The organism is Luteibacter sp. (assembly GCF_009912395.1).
Taxonomy (GTDB): Bacteria; Pseudomonadota; Gammaproteobacteria; order Xanthomonadales; family Rhodanobacteraceae; genus Luteibacter.
This window is the reverse complement of sequence record NZ_WNDO01000017.1, coordinates 61,499-81,960: the sequence shown is the minus strand read 5'-3', so window position 1 is coordinate 81,960 and position 20,462 is coordinate 61,499. Positions and strand designations below refer to the sequence as shown.

The window sequence follows — 20,462 nt, the reverse complement described above, 5'->3', positions numbered from 1 at the left end:
ACTCCCGGAAACGCCCTGTGTAGCGCGAGTAGACGTCAATCGACCAGGTTGTCGAGTTGTTCCATCGTCTTGCGTACGCCCTGGCGTGCCAGCGCCGCCACATAGATGCCGTACTGGCGGCGGAAGCGCTCGTCCTTCGCCGGTAACGGCCCGACCAGTTCGACGCTCTCGATCAGCGTGTCGCTGGAGTCGCTGTCGATCAAAGGCTGCACCAGGCGCATCGCGTTGGGCTCGCGAAGCGGATACGCCTCGCCGTGGTCATCCTTGCCGACCCGCACATAGCGGTCGAAGGCCGCCAGCAGGAAGGCGAGGCGGCGGGCATCCTTGCCGTTCTCCAGGCAGGCGCGAATCGTCGGCCCGAGGAAGCCGGGAATCTTCGAGCCACCGTCGAGGCACAGGCGATCGAGCTGGTCGGCGATGGATGCATTGCTGAAGCGATCGAGCAATTTTTTCTTGTAGGGGCCAAGTTCCATGCCCGGCAACGAGGTAAGCCACGCGCCCGCGTCGTCGTTGAGGAAATCGGTAAGGTAAGCGTTGAACAGCGGATCCTTCACGGCGATGTCCACGCGCCGGTGGCCGGACAGGAAGGCGGGATACGAAAGCATCTGGTGCGAGCCGTTGAGCAGGCGGATCTTGGCGTCCTCGTAGGGCGACACGTCGTCCACGACCTGCACGCCGTGGCGTTCCCATGCGGGGCGTCCCTGGCGGAACCGGTCCTCCAGGACCCACTGGATGAAGTCCTCGCAGATCACCGGTGCATGGTCGTCGAGACCGGTGGCGGCGTTGATCTCGTCGCGCACGCTCGGTGTCGTCGCCGGCGTGATGCGATCGACCATGGCGTTGGGGAAATCCACGTTCGCGTCGATCCACGCGGCCAGTTCGGCGGAACGCGCCGCGGCGAACGCAAGCACGGCTTTCTTCGCCTGTGCACCGTTGTGGCGGAGGTTGTCGCACGACATCACAGTGAAGGGCGCTGTGCCTTTCTTGCGGCGCCGTTCCAGCGCGCCCACGATGAAGCCGAACACACCCTTCGGCGCGTCGGGGTGCTTTAGGTCGTAGGCCACCGTATCGTCGTCCAGGCGAAAAACGCCGTGTTCATCGATGAGGTAACCACCTTCGGTGATCGTCAGCGAAACGATGCGGATGGCCGGATCGGACAGCCTCTCCAGCACGCGCTCCGCGCCATCGGTGGGGGCATGCAGGTAGTCGACCATCGCACCGACGACGTGCGTGCGTCGCTCGCCCTGCGGATCGAATTCGCTCACCGAATACAGGCCATCCTGCGTCTTGAAGGCATCGGCCAGCGGCTTGTCGTGATCGAGCAGGTTGACGCCGAGGATGCCCCACTCGGCCATATCCGCATCGGCGAGGACGAGGTTCGTGTAGATGGCGAGATGGGCGCGATGAAACGCGCCGACACCGATATGTGCGATGCCGGCCGTGATGGCCTGGCGATCGAACGGCGGGGCGTCCACTCCGTGGGGAAGGCGGTCCAGATGCGCGGGCGTGAGGGAAACAGACATGACGATTCTTCAGGGATGATGGATGGCGGCGCCGGTGGCGTCGAACACGTGGGCATGCGTGAGATCGAGGCGGATGCAGATGTCGCGACCGGCGCGGCGCTCGAAGTCGCCATCCGCGCGCACCGTGATGCTGCCGACCTGCGGTACGTCCACGTAGGCGTAGGTCTCGCTGCCCAGGCGCTCCACCACGGTCAGCTTGCCGTTGAGCGTTTCGCCCGAACCGTCGCCTTCGTCGCAGACGCGCAGGTGCTCCGGACGTACGCCGACCGTGAGGTCACCCGTCGCGTCGATGCATGTCGGAAGGTGCAGGAGATTGCCGTTGCCCAGTCGCAGTTCGCCATCCACGGCGGTGGCGGCGAGGAAGTTCATCTGAGGCATGCCAAGGAAGCCGGCGACGAAGCGGTTCACGGGACGGCGATACAGCTCCAGCGGCGTGCCGACCTGCTCGATGCGTCCTTCGCTGAAGATCGCGATGCGATCCGCCAGCGTCATCGCCTCAACCTGGTCGTGGGTGACGTAGATCATCGTCGCGTTGAGTTCCTGGTGCAGGCGCGCGATCTCCAGGCGCGTCTGCGCGCGCAACGCCGCATCGAGGTTGGACAAGGGCTCGTCGAACAGGAACACCCGCGGCTCGCGGGTGATCGCACGCCCGATCGCCACACGCTGGCGCTGGCCACCCGACAAGGCGGAAGGCTTGCGATCGAGATAAGGCTCCAGCGCGAGGATCTTCGCGGCCCGGGCCACCTTCTCGTCGATGCTTCGCTGATCCTTGTGAGCCAGCTTCAGCGCGAACGACATGTTCTCGCGCACGGTCATGTGCGGGTAGAGCGCATAGCTTTGGAACACCATGGCGAGGTCGCGCTTGTCGACGGCCCGATCGGTGATGTCGTCCTTGTCGAGCAGGATCTGGCCGTCGTCGACCTCTTCCAGTCCGGCGATGAGGCGCAGCGTGGTCGACTTGCCGCAACCCGACGGGCCGAGAAACACGCAGAACTCGCGATCCTCGATCACCAGGTCGATGCCCTTGATGACGTCGGTGCCTTCGAACGACTTGCGCAGCGAACGGATTTCCAGACGGGACATGGGCGACTCCTATTTGACCGCACCGAAGGTGAGACCGCGAACCAGCTGGCGCTGCGACAGCCAGCCGAGCACCAGGATCGGTGCGCAGGCCAGGGTCGAGACGGCCGAGAGCTTGGCCCAGAACAGTCCCTCGGGACTGGAGAACGAGGCCACGAGCGCGGTGAGCGGCGCGGCGCTGGAGGTGGTGAGATTGAGCGACCAGAACGCCTCGTTCCATGAAAGGATCAGGCAGAGCAGGGCGGTGGAGGCAAGGCCGCCGCGACTGACGGGGATCAGCACGCGGAACATCGTCTGCCAGGTGCCTGCGCCGTCCATGCGTGCGGCCTCGAGGATGTCGTAGGGGATATCGCGGAAATAGGTGTAGATCATCCACACCATGATCGGCAGATTGATCAACGCGAAGATGATTACCAGTGCCAGGCGCGAATCGAGCATGTTGAGATCGCGGCAGATCAGGTAGATCGGCACCAGCACGCCCACGCCCGGCAGCATCTTGGTCGAGAGCATCCACAGCAGCACGTCCTTGGTGCGCTTCGTCGGGTGATAGGCGAAGGCGTAGGCGGCGGGCACGGCCACCACCATGCCGAGGATCGTCGCGCCGCCGGCGGTCACGATCGAGTTCCAGGCGTAGTGCAGGTAGTTCGCCCGGGCGAGGATTTCCCGGTAATTCTCCAGTGTCGGCGAGAACACGAAATGCGGTGGCATGCTGAAGGCGTCCAGCTCGGTCTTGAAGCTGGTCAGCAGCATCCAGAGGATGGGAAAGAAAACCACCAGCGCGACGATCCATGAAGCGAGGGCGCGGAGGGTGCGGGCGAGACGGCGGGTAGGGCGGTTGCGGGCCATGGCTCTCTCCTAGCGCGCCGTGAGCGATTTGCCGATCAGGCGGATCAGGAACACCGCCATGATGTTCGCGAGCACCACCGCGACGAGGCCACCGGCCGATGCCGCACCCACGTCGAATTCCAGCAAGGCCTGGGTATAGACGAGGTAGGGGATGTTGGTCGTGGCATCGCCGGGTCCGCCGTTCGTGGTGACGAAGATCTCGGCGAAGATGTTGAGCAGGAAGATCGCCTCCACCATCACCACCACGGCGATCGGACGGGCGAGATGGGGCAGGGTGAGGTAGCGGAAAATCGCCAGCCCCCGAGCACCATCCATGCGGGCTGCTTCCAGTTGTTCACGGTCCAGCGACTGCAAGGCCGTGACGAAGATCAGGATCGCGAACGGCAGCCATTCCCACGACACCACGATGATGATCGACAGCAGGGGCCAGTCCGCGAACCAGTTCACCGGCGTGGCGCCGAACAGTTTCCACACCCAGGCCAGCAGGCCGGATACCGGATTCATCAGCAAGTTCTTCCAGACCAGCGCCGCCACCGTGGGCATGATGAAGAACGGCGAGATCAGCAGCATCCGGACGATGCCCTGCCCGGGGAAGCTCTCGTCCACGAGGATCGACACCAGTACGCCGCCGACCACGGTGATCGCCAGCACGCTGCCGACGAGCACGATGGTGTTGAGCACCGAAGTCCAGAAGCTCGGATAGGTGAAGAAGTAGGCGAAGTTCTCCAGTCCCACGAAGGACGACTTGCCCGGGTAGAGCAGGTTGTAATACTGCGTGGAGAAGTACAGCGTCATCGCCAGCGGCACGATCATCCACACCAGCAGCATGATGATCGCCGGTTGCGCCAGCAGGCGTTCGGGACGTTTACGGATGCGCGTGCTCATTTCGACGGCTCCTGCTGGATGACGGGCTTGTGCTCGTAATAGCCGGCCCGCTTCATGGTGCGATCCACGGCACCCTGCGCCGTGTGCAGCAGTTCGTCCACGTTGCCGCGACCGGCGAGGGCGCCAGCGATCTGGCGCCCGACGAGCGTCGCAACGGCCTGGAACTCGGGGATCGACACGATCTGGATACCCTTGTAAGGCACGGGCTTTAGCGTGGGATGTGCGGGGTCCACCGCCTTGAGCGAGTCGTACGTGACCTTCGCGAAGGGTGCGGCCTCGATGTAGGCGGCGTTGGCATACGTGGATTCGCGCGTGCCGGGCGGTGTGGATTCCTCGCCGTACTTCTTCGCCACCAGTTGCAGGTAAGGCTTGGAGGTGGCCCAGAGGATGAAGTCACGCGCGGCATCGGCCTGCTTCGAGCTGGCGGGAATCGCCAGCGACCACACCCACAGCCACGACGAGCCCTTGTCGGTCACCTGGTGTGGCGAACGCACAAACCCCACCTTGCCGGCGACCTGGCTTTCCTTGGGATTGGAGACCGTGCCGCCGCCTACGCTCGCGTCCACCCACATGGCGCAACGGCCGCCGGCGAACAGGGCGAGGTTCTCGTTGAAGCCGTTATCGGAAGGGCCGGGCGGTCCGTAGTGTTTCAGCAGGTCCACGTAGAAGTTCACCGCCTGGTGCCATTCCGGCGTATCGATCTGCGGATGCCATTGCTCGTCGAACCAGCGGCCGCCCCAGCTGTTCACGATGGTGCCCAGTAACGCCATGTTCTCGCCCCAGCCGGCCTTGCCACGAAGGCAGATGCCGTACACGCCATGCGCGGGATCGTGCAGCTTCTGCGCGAAGCCGCGGATCTGGTCCCAGGTGGGCTGCTGCGGCATGGTGAGATTCGCGCGGGCGAACAGGTCGGTGCGGTAGTAGGTGATGCTGGCTTCGGCGTAGAACGGCACCGCGTAGAGATGATCGTCCACGGTCAGCTGTTCGCGTACGTTCTTGAACAGGTCCTCGACGTCGTAGTCCGCCGGGAGGTTGTCCAGCGGCTTGAGCCACTTCTGCGCACCCCACAGCGGCGCTTCGTACGCGCCGATCGTCACCACGTCGAACTGGCCGCCGTGCGTGGCGATGTCGGTGGTAAGGCGCTGGCGCAAGGTGTTTTCTTCCAGCACCACCCAATTCAGGTGCACGCCGGGATGCGTGCGTTCGTACTCGGGAGACAAGGCCTGCATGCGCACCATGTCGGCGTTGTTCACCGTGCCGATGGTCAGCGTGGTATCGGCGAAGGCGCTGGCGGATGCTCCCGTCAACGCGGCGCACAAGGCCAGCCGGGCGAGTGCGCCATGCCGTTTCCATCGATCGCTCATCGTGCCTCCCAGTGCGCCAAATATCGTCGCGTCGTGGTTCAGCGTTATAGGCGTTCGGCGGCGATCGCCACCAATACGTGCGACGTCGTTTTGCGGTGAAAACAGATACTTTTTTGCAGGTGGGTGTGACGTGAAGTCGTCAGGCGCGGCTATTTTGCTGCTATGCAGCACACCTGGTCTGAGGCAATAAAGTATGTAAATGCGTGACTTCGCGCCGTCGGCCTGCGGCGTCGCCGCATCAGGTCGGCGCGACGGACTCGCGATGACGCATTCGATACTCGCGCGGCGTCATGCCGGTAAGGATCAGGAAGCGGCGATTGAAGTTCGACAGGTTGCTGAAGCCGACCTCGTAGCAGATGTCGGTGATGGGCGTTTCACCACCGGTCAGTCGATCGCAGGCGCGCTGTATGCGTGTCTGGTTCACGTAGTCGATGAAGCGGTAGCCCGTATGCTGGTGAAAGAACCGCGAGAACGCGGTCTCCGACATCGACAGGCGATCGGCCACCGCCTTCAGCGAGATATCGTTGGCGTAATGGCGCTCGATATAGGTGACGGCGCGATGCAGCTTCACCGACTGGGCCGGATCCGACGACGCCTTGAAGGGGCGGCTGCTGAGAGGGCGACGGGTTTCGTCTTCCGCCAGGGCCTCCACCATTTCGAAGAAACTGGCGACACGACGCAAGCCACCGTGTTCGGAGACGCGCCGGAAGTAGGGTTCCAGTCGACGCCCCAGTTCGCTGGAGAAACCGATGCCGTGGCGGGCTTCATCCAGTAGCAGCGAGCGCACGTGCCGCGCCGAGGGAAGGAAGTCGATGCAGCGACGTACGAAGGCCTCGGAGAACAGGATCACCCGATCGCGCAGCGCCACCGGTTCGCAGGCCTCGTCGGTCACCCAGTTGTGCGGCACGTTGGGTCCGGTGAGCATCAGCGTGTACGGCGCGAAACGCCCCGTGTAGTCGCCGACATAGGCGGTGCCTTCGGTGGCGACGATCAGGTGCAGCTCGTAGGCCGGATGGTAGTGCCAGCGGATGAGGCGGCTGCGCGAGCCGTGGTCGAGGTAATGGATCGTCGGTTCGTCCGACAGGCCCTGCAAATCCTGCTCGCGGCCAAGGGCCGAGGTATCGGCCATGGGCGGCGGCAGCGAGAGGGCGGCGCGACGATTCATGCGATCGAGCGTACTCTCTCTGGTTGGCAATCACCAAGGAACCAAGACCCATGAAGATCCTTATCGTCGGTGCCAGTGGCACCCTGGGCCAGGCAGTCGCGGCCGAGCTCGGCCAGCGCCACGAGATCGTTCGCGCAGGGCGCTCCAGCGGCGACGTACGTGTCGACCTGCGCGACGCCGCCAGTGTCGAGGCGATGTACCGCGAGGTGGGCGACCTGGACGCCGTGATCTGCGCCGCCGGCAAAGTGCCGTTCAAGCCGCTGGCCGAGCTGGGCGAGGCCCAGTACCTGGAAGGCCTGCAGGACAAGCTGCTCGGCCAGGTGCGTCTCGTCGTGGCGGGCACGTCGCGCCTTCGCGACGGCGGCTCGTTCACCCTCATCACCGGCATCCTCACCGAGCAGCCGATCCTCGCCGGTGCCTGCGCGAGCATGGTCAATGGCGCGGTGGAAGCCTACGTCCGCGCCGCCGCCATCGAACTGCCGCGCGGCTTGCGCATCAACGTCGTGAGCCCCACCGTGTTGACCGAGGCGATGGACAGCTACGGCCCGTTCTTCCGCGGCTTCGAGCCGGTCACCGCCGCCCGCGCCGCACAGGCCTTCTCGCGCAGCGTGGAAGGCCGTCAGACCGGGCAGGTCTACAAGATCTGGTAACACGCTCCGCTCCCACTCGTTCGACAGCCTGGCTGCCGAAGGTGTGGGAGCGGATCGTATCCGCGATGATCAGTGTGCCTGACTCCAGATCGGCGCACCCTGGTAGATCACCTGCACGCCGCCATCGTTGCGCACGTACAGGTACGCGCCAGCATGGTTCTCGGTGCTCGTCGCCCACAACGGCTTGCCGTCGCTGCCGTAGCTCACGAAGTTGCCGTCGCCCTGCATGATCAGGGTGCCCTGCGTGCCACCGGTGGTGCCCACGGTGCCGGTACGCACGCCATCGCGATACAGGCCCGCGCTGCCGTCGGCCTCCTGGTGCAGGCTGGTATGGCCGTCGCACGACACCACGGGCAGCGACACGGTCACCTGCTGGTTCGGTGCCAGCACGCCGCATTCGGGGATCGAGGTATCGAACGGGCCTGGGTCGCTCGGCGTGTCGCGGGTGTAACCCGGCACGCCGTGGTACAGCGCCGCCACCTCGTGCGAGATACGCAGGTTCCAGTCGTGCGGCAGGCGGAAGCCATCGACGTCCAGGCTGATCCAGTTCATCTGCGACGGCGTCTCGGACGCGTTCGCGGAGGTCTTCAGCAGCGAGGTCCCTTCGCCGAGTTCGTCGAACATGGCGATCTTGATCGTGCGCACGCCGGCACTGCGATCGTCGAAGGCCTGGTGCCAGAAGAATGCACCGCCCAGCGAGGCGCCGCCTTCGACGGCTTTGTTGCCGTTGTTCTGGTCGCGACCCGACGAGGCTGGGAACACCGTCGGCATGTACAACTGGCCAGCCGCCTGGGTGGCGGCGAGCTGCGGCTTGATGCGGTTCTGCAACTGCCAGGGCAGGTCGCTGTCGCCGCCGTAGGCGCCCACGTTCCACGGCTGGATCACGTCGAGCTTGGCGAGGATGTCCTTCCACTCGGGAAGCTCCATCCAGAACGGGCTCACGCCGCCGATCACGGTGACGTTGGCGGTGTTCTTGAACCAGTCGATGACACGATTCGCCAGCGCGGGCTTCACGCCCCACAGTTCGTCGGCGGGACGCCCCATGCCCCACAGGCTCACCACGGGCTTGCCGTTGTGTTTCTGGTACACCGGGTTGTCGAGCACGTGCAGGTCGTTCACCAGGTGTGTCCAGTCCGAGGTGATCTTGTTGAAGATCGCGTCCTCATCCGCCTGCGTGTGGGTGTCGTTGAAATTGCCGCTCATGTCGTACTCGATCATGATGCTGCGGCCGTTGTCCTTCGCTGCCTGGAACGCGTGCTGGAGCACGATGTCGTTTTCCTGGTAGTACGAATCCACCGAGCCGAGGAAGCGCTGGAGCATCGCGCCGTCGATGCCGTACTCACGCATCCAGCGGAAGTGGGTTTCGGCCGTGCCCAGCGCGAGCGAGGTGAACACGTAAGCCTGCTGGCCATTGATCGTCAGGCCCGGCACGGGGCAGCGCGATTCGGCGGGGTATTCGTCGAGGATCGGATAGGTGGGGACGCTGATCATTTTCGCGTCCGGCACGATCTGGGAGATATACGACCAGTGGAACCAGTTGCTGTTGTCGCCAGGGTCGCCCGGGCAATGGAACCAGCCCTGGTAGGCGGCGAACACGTGGTCGTTCATGGTGCTCGTGTCCACGTTCTGGGCGAGGGCGCCACCAGCGAAGAGACTGGTGGCGAGCAGAGCAAGCAGTTTGCGCTTCAACATGACGGTCATCCTCTGTTCGGGATGCGCATGATGATGCGGTCGATCGCAAGGTAACGCGGCATAGGCCACGATTCCAGGCGAACGCGTGTTGGTTTCGTTTGCGTGCGCAATGCTGGCATGTCGAGGTATCGACGATCGCGGACACGGTCCGCTCTCACCCCTCTGGTAGCAAGCGCACTACCGAAGGGGTGGGAGCGGACCGTGTCCGCGATGGAGAAACCTCAGCCTGACACCGCCGAAGCCCTCTCGACCGCCGCCACGCCACTGCGCGCCTGATCCGCGATGGCCCCCACCTCGCGCAAGCCATCGATGAAGCCGTCGACTTCGTCGGTGCGTCCTGTGTACTCGACCACCGCATGGCCGCCCGTGCGTTCGAGCAAGCGTCCACCCGCTCGCGAAAGATAGGCGTCCAGCACCGGAGCCTCAGCTTCCACACGGACCACCGAAAGCTCCCGCTCCAGATGCTCCCGGCGGGTAAGTTCGGCAATCTCGATCACGTCCACCAGCTTGGCCGACTGCTTCACGACCTGCTCCACCGTGGCGTCGTCGCCGTACACGGTGAGCGTGAGGCGGGATACTTCGTCGTCGTGCGTGGCGGCGACGGTCAGCGATTCGATGTTGTAGCCGCGCGAGGCGAACAGTCCGGCGACGCGTGCGAGCGCGCCGGCCTCGTTCTGGAGCAACATGGAAATCAGGTGGCGCATCGTCAGAACATCCCTGTGGGTTCGGCCTCGCGGGCCATGGGAGCGTCGCGGCTGGGAATCCAGTCGCCCGTGATCATCTCGGCGTACGTGGCGCCAGGGCCCACCATCGGATAGACGCCCGCGTCCGGATCGATCACCACCTCAAGGAAGGCTGGGCCGTCGAAGGCCAGCAATGCGGCGATCGTGGCGTCCAGTTGGGCGGGGTCTTCCAGCCGACGCGCCCACTCGAAGCCGTCCGCCTGCGCGGCACGGACGAAATCCTTCTTGTGCAGGCTCTTGTCGGTGGCGGAAAAGCGTCCCTTGAAGAACAGCTTTTGCCACTGGCGGACCATGCCGTCGCCGCTGTTGTTCAGCACCACCACCTTCACCGGCAGGCCGTAGGTGGTGACGGTTTCCATCTCGCCGATGTTCATGCGGATGCTGGCATCGCCGTCGATGTCGATCACCGTCAGGTCACGCCGTGCGAACTGCGCACCGATGGCGGCCGGCAGGCCGAAGCCCATCGTGCCCATGGAGCCGGAGGTGAGCCAGCGGCGCGGCTCGCGGAAGTCGAAGTATTGCGCGGCCCACATCTGGTGCTGGCCCACGCCCGTGCTGATGATGGCGCGGCCATCGGTGATGCGGTTGATCGCCTCGATGACGGCACACGGCTGGATGTGCTCGCTCTCGCGGCAAAAATTCATGGGATGGCTGGCCTTCAGCGCGGCGACATGCGCATGCCACGGCGCATAGTCGGGCCCGAAGCCATGCTGCCGACCATAGGCGGTCAGGCGGCGCAGCGACACGTCGAGCGAACCGACATGATGCCAGTGCACGGATTTGACCTTGCCGATCTCCGCCGGATCGATATCGATCTGCGCGATGGTGCGCGCCTTCGGCGCGAACTTGGCTGGCACGCCCACGACGCGATCGTCGAAGCGCGCGCCCAGGGCGAACACGAAATCGCAGTCTTCCATCGCGTAGTTGGCATACGCCGCGCCGTGCATGCCCAGCATGTGCAGCGCCAGCGGATCGGTGGTGTCGAAGCCGCCGATGCCCATGAGCGTGGTGACCACGGGGATGCGGAACGCGTGCGCGAAGTCGCGCAAGGCCTCGGCCGCCTCGGCGGCGATGATGCCGCCACCGGCATAGATGAGAGGGCGCTCGGCCCGACCCAGGGCAGCGAACAACGCCGCGCAGGCGTCGTTGTCGATGGTGGCCGACTGCACGGCATGCAGCCGGGAACGGTAGCCGCGCACCGGCAGCTCGTGCGCGCCGTGGAAACTCATCGCGGCGTTCTGCACGTCCTTGGGGATGTCGATCACCACGGGGCCCGGCCGTCCGCTGCGCGCGATCTGAAAAGCCGTGCGCAGCGTGGCTTCGAGCGTGGAGGCATCGGTGACCAGGAACACATGCTTCGCGCAAGCACCCATGATCGTGCTGATCGGCGCTTCCTGGAACGCGTCGGTGCCGATGGCACCCGTCGGCACCTGGCCGCAGATCACCACCATGGGGATGGAGTCGGCCATGGAGTCGCGCACCGGCGTCACCGCATTGGTGGCGCCGGGGCCCGAGGTGACCACCGCCACGCCCACGCGTCCGGACGCACGCGCGTAGCCGGCGGCCATGAAACATGCGCCTTGTTCGTTGGCGGGAACGATCAGGGGAAGCGCTTCGCCGCCGTCGTCGCGCGGGTGTTCCGTGTTGTAGCGAAACAGCGCGTCGTAAACGGGAAGGATGGCGCCGCCGGAGTAACCGAAGAGTACGTCGAGTCCCTCGTCGGCAAGCACCTGCACGACGACGTCCGCGCCGCTCATGGAGCGACCGGCCAGGGGATGGTTCGAGGTGGCGCGACGGCTATCGCCGACGGTATCCAGTTGCGCGTTCACGGGATGGGTTCCTTATGCGTTGAATGCGGAACGCGTCCTCCCCGCAAGAGGGGGAGGCGCTGGCGAGTGGAGGACGCGTTCCGGCAACGGTGGCCTCAGGCGGTCTTGGCGGATTCCTCGGCCGGCTTGGGCTGGTTGGCGGACAGCCACGGCATGCGCGCGCGCAGCTGGGCGCCCACCTTCTCGATCGGATGCTCCAGGTCGCGCTGCTTGAAGGCCTTGTAGTTGGGCAGACCGGCCTGGTATTCGGCCGTCCATTCGCGGGCGAAGGTGCCGTCCTGGATGTCCTTGAGCACGGCCTTCATACGCTCCTTGGTGCTGTCGTCGACGACGCGCGGGCCGCGCGTGTAGTCGCCGTACTGGGCGGTCTCGGAGATGAATTCCAGCATGCGGGCGAGGCCGCCTTCGTAGAACAGGTCCACGATCAGCTTCAGCTCGTGCATCACTTCGTAATAGGCGATCTCCGGGCGATAACCGGCTTCGACCAGGGTCTCGAAGCCCTTGATCACCAGCTCGGAGGCGCCGCCGCACAGCACGGCCTGCTCGCCGAACAGGTCGGTCTCGGTCTCTTCCTTGAAGTCGGTTTCGATCAGCATGGCGCGGGCGCCACCGATGCCGGCGGCGTAGGCCTGGGCACGCTCCGACGCGTGGCCGGTCGCGTCCTGATGCACGGCGTACAGGCAGGGCACGCCGCGGCCGATTTCATACTCGCGACGGACCAGCGCACCCGGACCCTTCGGCGCGACCAGCACCACGTCGATGTCCTTGCGCGGCTGGATCTGGCCGAAGTGCACATTGAAACCGTGTGCGAAGAGCAGCGTGGCGCCCGGCTTGATGTTCGCTTCGATGGCGTCCTTGTAGATGCCCGGCTGGGTCATGTCGGGCGTCAGCACGGCGATCAGGTCGGCGTTGCGCACGGCCTCGGCCGGCTCGGCGACGGCGAAGCCATCGACATAGGCCTTGTGCCAGGACGGGCCGCCGGGACGCAGGCCCACGACGACGTCGAGGCCGGAGTCCTTCAGGTTCAGTGCGTGGGCACGACCCTGGCTGCCGTAACCGAGCACGGCGATGCGGGCGTTCTGGAGCGGAGCGGTGGTGGCTTGCTTGTCGGTCATGGGTGTCTCCTCGATAAAAAGGGTGGTGTAGGAGCGCGCTTGCGCGCGATCGCGCGCAAGCGCGCTCCTACAAAAGGTCAGTTACCAATCAATTCCTGCGTCAAATCCTCATCCTCGATCTCACGACGCACGCGCGACGCGGTCGCGGCGACATCGTCGAAGGCCTGCGTGACCGCACCTTCGGCGGCGGAGCCGACGAGGCGCGCGTACTTGGCCAGTACGCCACGCGTCACCTTCGGCGGTTGGGCGCGCCACCCGGCGCGACGCGTGGCGAGATCGGCATCGGTGCGCAGTTCGCGCGACGAGGCGTCGATGAAGATCGCGTCGCCTTCGCGGATCAGTCCGATCGGGCCGCCGCGCGCCGCTTCCGGTGCGATGTGGCCGACCATGAAGCCGTGCGTGGCGCCGCTGAAACGACCATCGGTGATCAGCGCCACATCGTTGCCGAGGCCACGTCCGACGAGGGCGGCGGTCACCGCCAACATCTCGCGCATGCCTGGGCCGCCCGCAGGGCCTTCGTTGCGGATCACGACGACATCGCCGGCGCGGATGCGGCCGGCCTGCACGGCGTTGAAGGCGTCTTCCTCGCTCTCGAACACGCGCGCCGGACCGGCATGGCTCGTGCGGCCGTGACCGGCCAGCTTGAGGATGCAGCCTTCGGGAGCGAGGTTGCCGTACAGGATGCTGTAACCGCCGCGCGGCTTCAGCGGCGCGCTGACCGGACGGACCACCTGCTGGCCTTCGGTCGCTTCCGGCGCGGCGTCCAGTTCGGCGAACAACGTGCGGCCGGTGACCGTCGGCGTGTCCTTCAGCATGCCGGCCTTGCGCAGTTCGCGCGCGACGACGGCGGTGCCACCGGCAGCGGTCAGTTCCACGGCGCTGTAGCGACCACCGGGTTTCAGATCGGCGATGACCGGCGTATGCGCGGAGGCCGGCTCGAAGTCTTCGATGGACATCGGCACGCGGGCTTCGTTGGCGATCGCCAGCAGGTGCAGCACGGCGTTCGTCGAGCCGGCGGTGGCGGCGACCATGCGCGCGGCGTTGTCGAAGGCGGTGCGGGTCATCACGTCGCGCGGGCGACGGTTGGCGTCCAGGCACTCCATCGCCAGTTCGCCGCAGCGGAAGGCAGCGGCACGCTTGTCCTTCGCCGTGGCGGGGATGTCGTTCAAGCCGACCGGCGACAGACCCAGCGTGGTCAGCACCATCGCCATCGTGTTTGCGGTGAATTGACCGCCGCAGGCACCGGCACCCGGACAGGCATGGCGCTCCACGTCGTCCAGCTCGGCGTCGGTGATCTTGCCCGCGCCATGCGCGCCGACGGCTTCGAACACTTCCTGCACCGTGATCGGGCAACCGTTGTGGCTGCCGTGGTCGATGCTGCCGCCGTACAGGGCGACACCGGGGATATCGAGACGGGCCAGCGCCATGGCGGCGGCGGGGATCGTCTTGTCGCAACCGCACAGCACCACCATCGCATCGAGGCAGTGGCCGTCCACCGCCAATTCGATGGAATCGGCGATCAGCTCGCGGCTGACCAGCGACGAGCGCATGCCCGAGGTGCCCATGGCGATGCCGTCGGTCACGGCGATGGTGTTGAATTCCACCGGCGTGCCGCCCGCCGCGCGCACGCCTTCCGCGGCGGCCTCGGCGAGTTCGCGCAGGTTGAGGTTGCACGGCGAGACGTTCGACCAGCTGTGCACGATGGCGACCATCGGCCGGGCGATGGCCTCGTCGTCGAGGCCGGTGGCGCGCAGCATGGCGCGTGCGGGAGCGCGGTCGGGACCGGTCTTGATGGCATCGCTGCGCAGCGTGCGCACCGGGATCTTGCGGGTGTTCATGCTGCCTCCGCTTTGGCTTGGACAGCGTCCAGGACGGCACGGGTCACGGCATGCGTGGTGGCCGTGCCGCCTAGGTCGCGGGTGAGGTTGGCTTGCGAGAGCACGTCTTCGACGGCGGCTTCGATCGTCTCGGCTTCGTCGGAAAGACCCAGCGAGTGGCGCAGTAGCATCGCGGCCGAGAGGATTGTGCCCAGCGGATTGGCGAGCGCCTGTCCGGCGATGTCCGGCGCGGAACCATGGATGGGCTCGTAGACGCCGGCACCCGGTCCGCCGACCGACGCCGACGGCGACAGGCCCAGCGAACCGGCCAGCACCGAGGCCTCGTCGGTGAGGATGTCGCCGAACATGTTCTCGGTGACGATCACGTCGTAGTCGGCCGGACGGGTCAGCAGGTGCATCGCCATCGAGTCGACCAGCTGGTGTTCCAGCTCCACGTCCGGGTAGTCGGCAGCGACGCGCGTGGCGACCGAGCGCCACAGGCGCGAGGTCTCCAGCACGTTGGCCTTGTCCACCGAGGTCACCTTCTTCTTGCGCGAACGGGCCAGCTCGAACGCATGGCGCACCACGCGCTCGACCTCGGCCACGCTGTAGCGGCATTCGTCGGTGGCGTCGTCCTCACTACGCGTCTTCGCGCCGAAGTAGATGCCGCCGGTCAGCTCGCGGACGAACACCAGGTCCACGCCCTTCGTGCGTTCCGGCTTCAACGGCGACAGCTCGGCGGTGCGCGGATGCAGCTTCAGCGGACGGATGTTGGCGAACACGCCGAGCAGCTTGCGCATGGCCAGCAGGCCCTGTTCCGGGCGGACCTTGGCCGACGGGTCGGACCACTTCGGACCGCCGACGGCACCGAGCAGGATCGCGTCGCAGGCTAGCAGCGCGTCGCGCGTGGCCGGCGGCAGCGGGTCGCCGAAGCGGTCGATGGCATCGCCGCCGATCGCGTGCTCGGTGAAGGTGAATTCGTGGCCGAAGCGCTCGGCTACCTGGCGCAGCACGGCGACGCCGGCGGCGGCCACTTCGGGGCCGATGCCGTCACCCGGCAATACGACGATGTTGGCCTTCATGCGGCTTTCTCCGTAAGGGTTTCGTAGGCGGCGATCGCGTCCTGCTGCTGGAGCAGGAAGCCCAGCTGGTCGACGCCGTTGAGCAGGCAGTGGCGGGAGAACGCATCCAGCTCGAAGTGGATCGAGCCGCCATCGGGGAGGCGGATCGTGCTTTCGGCCACGTCGATGCGCAGTTCCACGCCGGGGTTGTCCAGCAGCCAGCGATGCTCGGCCTCGCTCAGCACGATGGCGAGCAGGCCGTTCTTCAGCGAATTGCCGCGGAAGATGTCCGCGATCTCGCTGGAGATCACCGCCTTGATGCCGTAGTCGAGCAGCGCCCACGGTGCGTGTTCGCGCGAGGAGCCACAGCCGAAGTTGTGTCCGGCGACCAGGATCGAGCAACCCCGCGCAGCCGGCTGGTTGAGCGGGAAGGCCGGGTCGTCGCTGCCGTCGGCGGCATAGCGCCAGTCCTCGAAGCAGTGCTTGCCCAGGCCCGTGCGCTCGGTGGTGGTGAGGAAGCGCGCCGGGATGATCCGGTCGGTGTCGATGTTTTCGTTGCGCAGCACCGCGGTGCGCGAATGCACGTAGGTGAGCGGCTGGCTGGTCTGGCTCATGCGGCGGCTTCCTGGGTCATGTACTCGCGCGGGTCGGCGACGCGGCCGGCCACGGCGGAGGCGGCGGCCACGAGCGGGCTGGCGAGCACGGTGCGCGCGCCCTTGCCCTGGCGTCCCTCGAAGTTGCGGTTGCTGGTGGCGACGACGAGCTGTCCCGGCTGGGCCAGGTCGCCATTCATGGCGATGCACATCGAGCAGCCCGGCTCGCGCCATTCGGCGCCGGCGGCACGGAATACCTCGTGCAGGCCTTCGTGCTCCGCGTCGCGACGCACTTGCTCGGAACCCGGCACGACCAGCATGCGTACGCCATCGGCGACACGGCGGCCACGCAGGATGCCGGCCGCTGCGCGCAGGTCGGACAAGCGGCCGTTGGTGCAGCTGCCGATGAATACGACATCGACGGCTTCACCCGTCATGGGCTTGCCGGCGGAGACCTTCATATAGTCGAGCGCGCGTTGCTCGACGGCGTCGGCGGCGGCAGGCACCGGTGCGTGGATCGGCACCACCATGCCCGGATGCGTGCCGTAGGTGACCGACGGCTGGATCGTCGAGGCGTCGATGCGCACTTCGCGGTCGTAGCGTGCGCCCTCGTCGGTGGGCAGCGTGCGCCACTGGGCGACGGCGCGGTCCCAGGCCTCGCCCTTCGGGGCGCGCTCGCGACCCTTCAGCCAGGCGAAGGTGGTCTCGTCGGGCGCGATCAGGCCGGCGCGCGCGCCCGCCTCGATCGACATGTTGCAGACGGTCATGCGCTCTTCCATCGACAGCGCGCGAACGGCTTCGCCGGTGTACTCGATCACATGGCCGGTACCGCCGCCGATGCCGATCGTGCCGATGATGTGCAGGATCAGGTCCTTCGCGGTGACGCCCGTTTGCAAGGCGCCGTCCACGTGGATCGCCAACGACTTCGGCTTGCGCTGGAGCAGACACTGCGTCGCCAGCACGTGGCCGACTTCGGTGGTGCCGATGCCGAACGCCAGCGCGCCGAATGCGCCGTGCGTGGCGGTGTGGCTGTCACCGCAGACGATAGTCATGCCGGGCTGCGTCGCGCCCACTTCCGGGCCGGCCACGTGCACGATGCCGCGCTGCGGGCTGTCCCACCCCATCAGGTCGACACCGAACTCGCGCACGTTGGCTTCGAGTTTCGCGACCTGTGCTTCGGCTTCCTTCGTGTAGTACGGACGCTTGCCATCGGCATCCGGCGGCAACGTCGGCGTGGAATGGTCCAGCGTCGCTAGGGTGCGATCCGGGCGGCGGACCTTGAGGCCGCGCGAACGCAGCTCGTCGAAGGCCTGCGGCGAGGTCACCTCGTGCACCAGGTGCAGGTCGATGTAGAGCACGCCCGGCGTCGAGGCGGTCTCCGCCTTCACCTGGTGGGCATCCCACAGCTTGTCGAACAGGGTGCGCGCGCTCATGCGGCGACCCTCCCTTCGGCCTGCTCTTCGACAGGCGTCAGCCAGCCCCAGAGGTCTTCCGTGCGGCCATCGAACAGGCCGAAGAAATCCGCCTGCAACTGTCGCGTGATGGGACCCGGGCGACCGTTGCCCACCGGCTTGCGATCCACCGAGCGCACGGCGGTCAGTTCGGCGGCGGTACCGGTCATGAAGACTTCGTCGGCGAAATACAGCATCTCGCGCGGCAGCGACTGTTCCACCACGTCGTAGCCACGCTGGCGGGCGAGCGTCAGCACGGTGTCACGGGTGATGCCGCAGAGGATGGCCGACGCGGCCGGCGGCGTGTAGATGGTGCCCTTGCGCACCACGAACAGGTTTTCGCCGGCGCCCTCGCTGAGCAGTCCGTCGGTGCCCAGCGCGATGCCCTCGGCGTAACCGCCGTTGGCCGCTTCGCGTGCGATGAGCTGGCTGTTGAGGTAATTGCCACCGGCCTTCGCGCCGCTGGGATAGGTATTCGGCGCCGCGCGATTCCACGACGACACGCAGACATCCACGCCTTTCTCCAGTGCGTCGGCGCCGTGGTAGGCGCCCCAGGGCAGCGCGATCACGGCGACGTCCACCGCGGTCTCGGCCGGCGGTGCGATGCTAAAGGTGAAGCCGCTGCGCAGGACGATGGGGCGCACATAGGCCGACTGCAATCCGTTCGCGCGGATCACCTCGCGACACGCGCGGTTGATCGTGGCGGCGTCGTAGGGCATCGGCAGGTCGTACACCCGCGCCGAGTGGAACAGGCGCTCGGTGTGGTCTTCGAGGCGGAAATAGCGCGGGCCGTCGGGCGTGGCGTACACGCGCACGCCTTCGAACACCGAGGATCCGTAGTGCAGCGCGTGTGCGCCCACGTGGACGGTGGCTTCCGCCCAGGCCTTGATGCGGCCGTTGTGCCAGAGATGGGACGGGGCTTCCATGGATCCTCCTTAGGACTGGACCGCGACAGCGGCCTGGGTTTCGTCGTCGTAGGCGCTCATCAGCGCCACGAGATCGTCGTTAGTGACATTGCGCTGGCGATCGGCCAGCACCTTGAAGCGTTCGAAGACGGTGGCGAGCGTGGCGTCGTCGAGCTGGTAGTCCAGTTCGGACAGGCGCTGGCGCAGGGCATGCTTGCCGGAATGCTTGCCGAGGACGAGCGAGGTCTTTGCGCCCACGTCCTGCGGCGTCATGATTTCGTACGTGCCGCGATGCTTGAGCATGCCGTGCTGGTGGATGCCCGACTCATGCGCGAACGCGTTGTCGCCGACCACGGCCTTGTTGCGCGGCACGCGCTGTCCCGTGACCTCGGCCAGCAGACGCGAAGTGGGGAACAGGTGCCGGGTAACGATGCCGGTATCCACGCGGAACAACGGCTTGCGCGTGTGGATGGCCATCACGATCTCTTCCAGCGCGGCATTGCCGGCGCGTTCGCCGATGCCGTTGATCGTGCACTCCACCTGGCGTGCGCCCGCCGCGACGGCAGCGAGGCTGTTCGCCACGGCCATGCCGAGGTCGTCGTGGCAATGCGACGAAAACACCACCTTGTCCGCGCCGCGGACGTTCGCGCGCAGGTAGGTGAACATGTCGAAGATTTCGTTGGGGGTGACGTAACCGACGGTGTCGGGTGCGTTGAGGGTGGTGGCGCCGGCTTCCACGGCGACCGAGAAGATCTCGGCGAGGTACTCCGGTTCCGTGCGCATGGCGTCTTCGGCGGAGAATTCGACTTCGTGTGCCAGGGCTTTCGCACGCTGGATCGCCGTTGCGGCGATGTCGATCACTTCTTGCTTGCTTTTCCCCAGCTTGTGTTCGCGATGCAGGGGAGAGGTTGAGAGGAACAGGTGTATCCGTGAATGTCGCGCGCCTTCCAGTGCCTTGCCCGCGCTGTCGATGTCACCCGCCTGACACCTGGCCAGCGCGGCGATCGTAGGCGTTTTCAACGTCCTCGCGATCTCCGCCACGGCGGCGAAATCGTCGGGTGAGGCCTGCGGAAAGCCGGCCTCGATGATGTCGACGCCCAGTTCTTCCAGGGCGTGCGCCATTCGCAGTTTTGCACGACGGTCCATCGAGAAGCCGGGGGCCTGCTCGCCGTCGCGCAAGGTGGTGTCGAAAATGCGCACGCGTCCGCCTACGTCGCTGTCGGCGGTGTCGGTGCTGCCCTGGTGTGCTGGATTCATGTCTGGCTCCGCTCGTGTGTGAGGCGGGCCGGGCAATAAAAAACCCCGCATCCGTTACCGGGTGCGGGGTTCTTTGGGAGTCTTCAGGTATTTGTTTAGTTCACCTGGACACTTGCCCTCAGCCCGCACCTCCGCAGGTAATAAGTACAAGGCTAATAAGAAGGAGGCCGCCGCCGAGACGCAGCTTGCCCGTTACCGCCGTAAGGAGGTCGAGGGCAAAGCGGCCATGGATATTGCGCTGCGTCATGCAGTCGATCGTATGCGATGTCGTGCGGGCGTGTCAACACTTTCCGAGGAAACTTTTTTTATTTCGTTTGGACGGCTAGACGCCCACGTCCTGAACGGCCTGTGATCCATGTCTCATATCGATAGGCGGCGAGTGGCACGCGCGTCCACCCGGAATCGGCATCGGAATGGCTGCGACACGGGCGTGCCAACGGCTGGCCGTTTGGCGATTCGTGCTACCGTGGCTGTCTTTTTTCTGTC

16 protein-coding genes and 1 pseudogene are annotated in these 20,462 nt (G+C 66.0%); 1 reads left to right on the top strand and 16 read right to left on the bottom strand.

The genetic code is table 11. The features are described 5' to 3' along the window. Positions 1-35: 35 nt before the first annotated feature. The 6 genes from GAK28_RS15670 to GAK28_RS15645 all read right to left on the bottom strand — a co-directional run bounded on the left by GAK28_RS15670 (position 36) and on the right by GAK28_RS15645 (position 6,863). The gene (locus GAK28_RS15670) at positions 36-1,523 is read right to left on the bottom strand and encodes a mannitol dehydrogenase family protein (RefSeq protein WP_291781115.1); all 1,488 of its coding nucleotides are present in this window, start codon (positions 1,521-1,523) and stop codon (positions 36-38) included. A gap of 9 nt (positions 1,524-1,532) precedes the next feature. Continuing rightward, positions 1,533-2,606, bottom strand: a complete 1,074-nt coding sequence (locus GAK28_RS15665; RefSeq protein WP_291781112.1) for an ABC transporter ATP-binding protein — start codon at positions 2,604-2,606, stop codon at positions 1,533-1,535. A 9-nt stretch (positions 2,607-2,615) separates the two neighbouring features. Further along, positions 2,616-3,449: a carbohydrate ABC transporter permease gene (locus tag GAK28_RS15660; protein WP_291781109.1), complete on the bottom strand. Its 834-nt coding sequence runs from the start codon at positions 3,447-3,449 to the stop codon at positions 2,616-2,618. Positions 3,450-3,458: 9 nt separating this feature from the next. Next, positions 3,459-4,334: a sugar ABC transporter permease gene (locus GAK28_RS15655; protein WP_291781106.1), complete on the bottom strand. Its 876-nt coding sequence runs from the start codon at positions 4,332-4,334 to the stop codon at positions 3,459-3,461. Then, a complete protein-coding gene (locus GAK28_RS15650) occupies positions 4,331-5,698 on the bottom strand; it encodes a sugar ABC transporter substrate-binding protein (RefSeq protein ID WP_291781102.1) in 1,368 nt (455 codons plus the stop codon). The genes GAK28_RS15655 and GAK28_RS15650 overlap by 4 nt, the downstream gene beginning before the upstream one ends. A gap of 238 nt (positions 5,699-5,936) precedes the next feature. Continuing rightward, positions 5,937-6,863 carry an AraC family transcriptional regulator gene (locus GAK28_RS15645; RefSeq protein WP_291781100.1) on the bottom strand — a complete coding sequence of 309 codons (927 nt, stop codon included), beginning with the start codon at positions 6,861-6,863 and terminating at the stop codon, positions 5,937-5,939. Positions 6,864-6,913: 50 nt separating this feature from the next. Between GAK28_RS15645 and GAK28_RS15640 the strand changes: the two genes are divergently transcribed. Beyond that, positions 6,914-7,513, top strand: coding sequence for a short chain dehydrogenase (locus GAK28_RS15640; protein ID WP_291781097.1), 600 nt, complete (start codon positions 6,914-6,916; stop codon positions 7,511-7,513). Positions 7,514-7,582: 69 nt separating this feature from the next. Here GAK28_RS15640 and GAK28_RS15635 read toward each other — a convergent pair whose 3' ends face one another. The 10 genes and pseudogenes from GAK28_RS15635 to GAK28_RS15590 all read right to left on the bottom strand — a co-directional run. After that, positions 7,583-9,205 carry a hypothetical protein gene (locus GAK28_RS15635; RefSeq protein WP_291781094.1) on the bottom strand — a complete coding sequence of 541 codons (1,623 nt, stop codon included), beginning with the start codon at positions 9,203-9,205 and terminating at the stop codon, positions 7,583-7,585. Between the two features lie 221 nt (positions 9,206-9,426). Further along, the gene (gene ilvN, locus GAK28_RS15630) at positions 9,427-9,909 is read right to left on the bottom strand and encodes an acetolactate synthase small subunit (RefSeq protein WP_291781091.1); all 483 of its coding nucleotides are present in this window, start codon (positions 9,907-9,909) and stop codon (positions 9,427-9,429) included. Between the two features lie 2 nt (positions 9,910-9,911). Then, positions 9,912-11,705: a biosynthetic-type acetolactate synthase large subunit gene (gene ilvB / locus GAK28_RS15625; protein WP_291781200.1), complete on the bottom strand. Its 1,794-nt coding sequence runs from the start codon at positions 11,703-11,705 to the stop codon at positions 9,912-9,914. 167 nt (positions 11,706-11,872) lie between these two features. Further along, positions 11,873-12,892, bottom strand: a complete 1,020-nt coding sequence (gene ilvC / locus GAK28_RS15620; RefSeq protein ID WP_291781088.1) for a ketol-acid reductoisomerase — start codon at positions 12,890-12,892, stop codon at positions 11,873-11,875. A gap of 77 nt (positions 12,893-12,969) precedes the next feature. After that, positions 12,970-14,700 carry a dihydroxy-acid dehydratase gene (ilvD, locus tag GAK28_RS15615; protein WP_291781197.1) on the bottom strand — a complete coding sequence of 577 codons (1,731 nt, stop codon included), beginning with the start codon at positions 14,698-14,700 and terminating at the stop codon, positions 12,970-12,972. 26 nt (positions 14,701-14,726) lie between these two features. Further along, a complete protein-coding gene (leuB, locus tag GAK28_RS15610) occupies positions 14,727-15,791 on the bottom strand; it encodes a 3-isopropylmalate dehydrogenase (RefSeq protein ID WP_291781086.1) in 1,065 nt (354 codons plus the stop codon). Then, a complete protein-coding gene (gene leuD / locus GAK28_RS15605; RefSeq protein ID WP_291781083.1) occupies positions 15,788-16,384 on the bottom strand; it encodes a 3-isopropylmalate dehydratase small subunit in 597 nt (198 codons plus the stop codon). Before leuD ends, leuB begins: the two co-directional genes overlap by 4 nt. After that, the gene (gene leuC, locus GAK28_RS15600) at positions 16,381-17,796 is read right to left on the bottom strand and encodes a 3-isopropylmalate dehydratase large subunit (protein ID WP_291781081.1); all 1,416 of its coding nucleotides are present in this window, start codon (positions 17,794-17,796) and stop codon (positions 16,381-16,383) included. The genes leuD and leuC overlap by 4 nt, the downstream gene beginning before the upstream one ends. Next, a complete protein-coding gene (locus tag GAK28_RS15595) occupies positions 17,793-18,740 on the bottom strand; it encodes a branched-chain amino acid transaminase (RefSeq protein ID WP_291781079.1) in 948 nt (315 codons plus the stop codon). The genes leuC and GAK28_RS15595 overlap by 4 nt, the downstream gene beginning before the upstream one ends. Before the next feature lie 12 nt (positions 18,741-18,752). Continuing rightward, a pseudogene (locus GAK28_RS15590) lies at positions 18,753-19,976 on the bottom strand (2-isopropylmalate synthase); the annotation flags it as partial. Positions 19,977-20,462 lie beyond the last annotated feature (486 nt).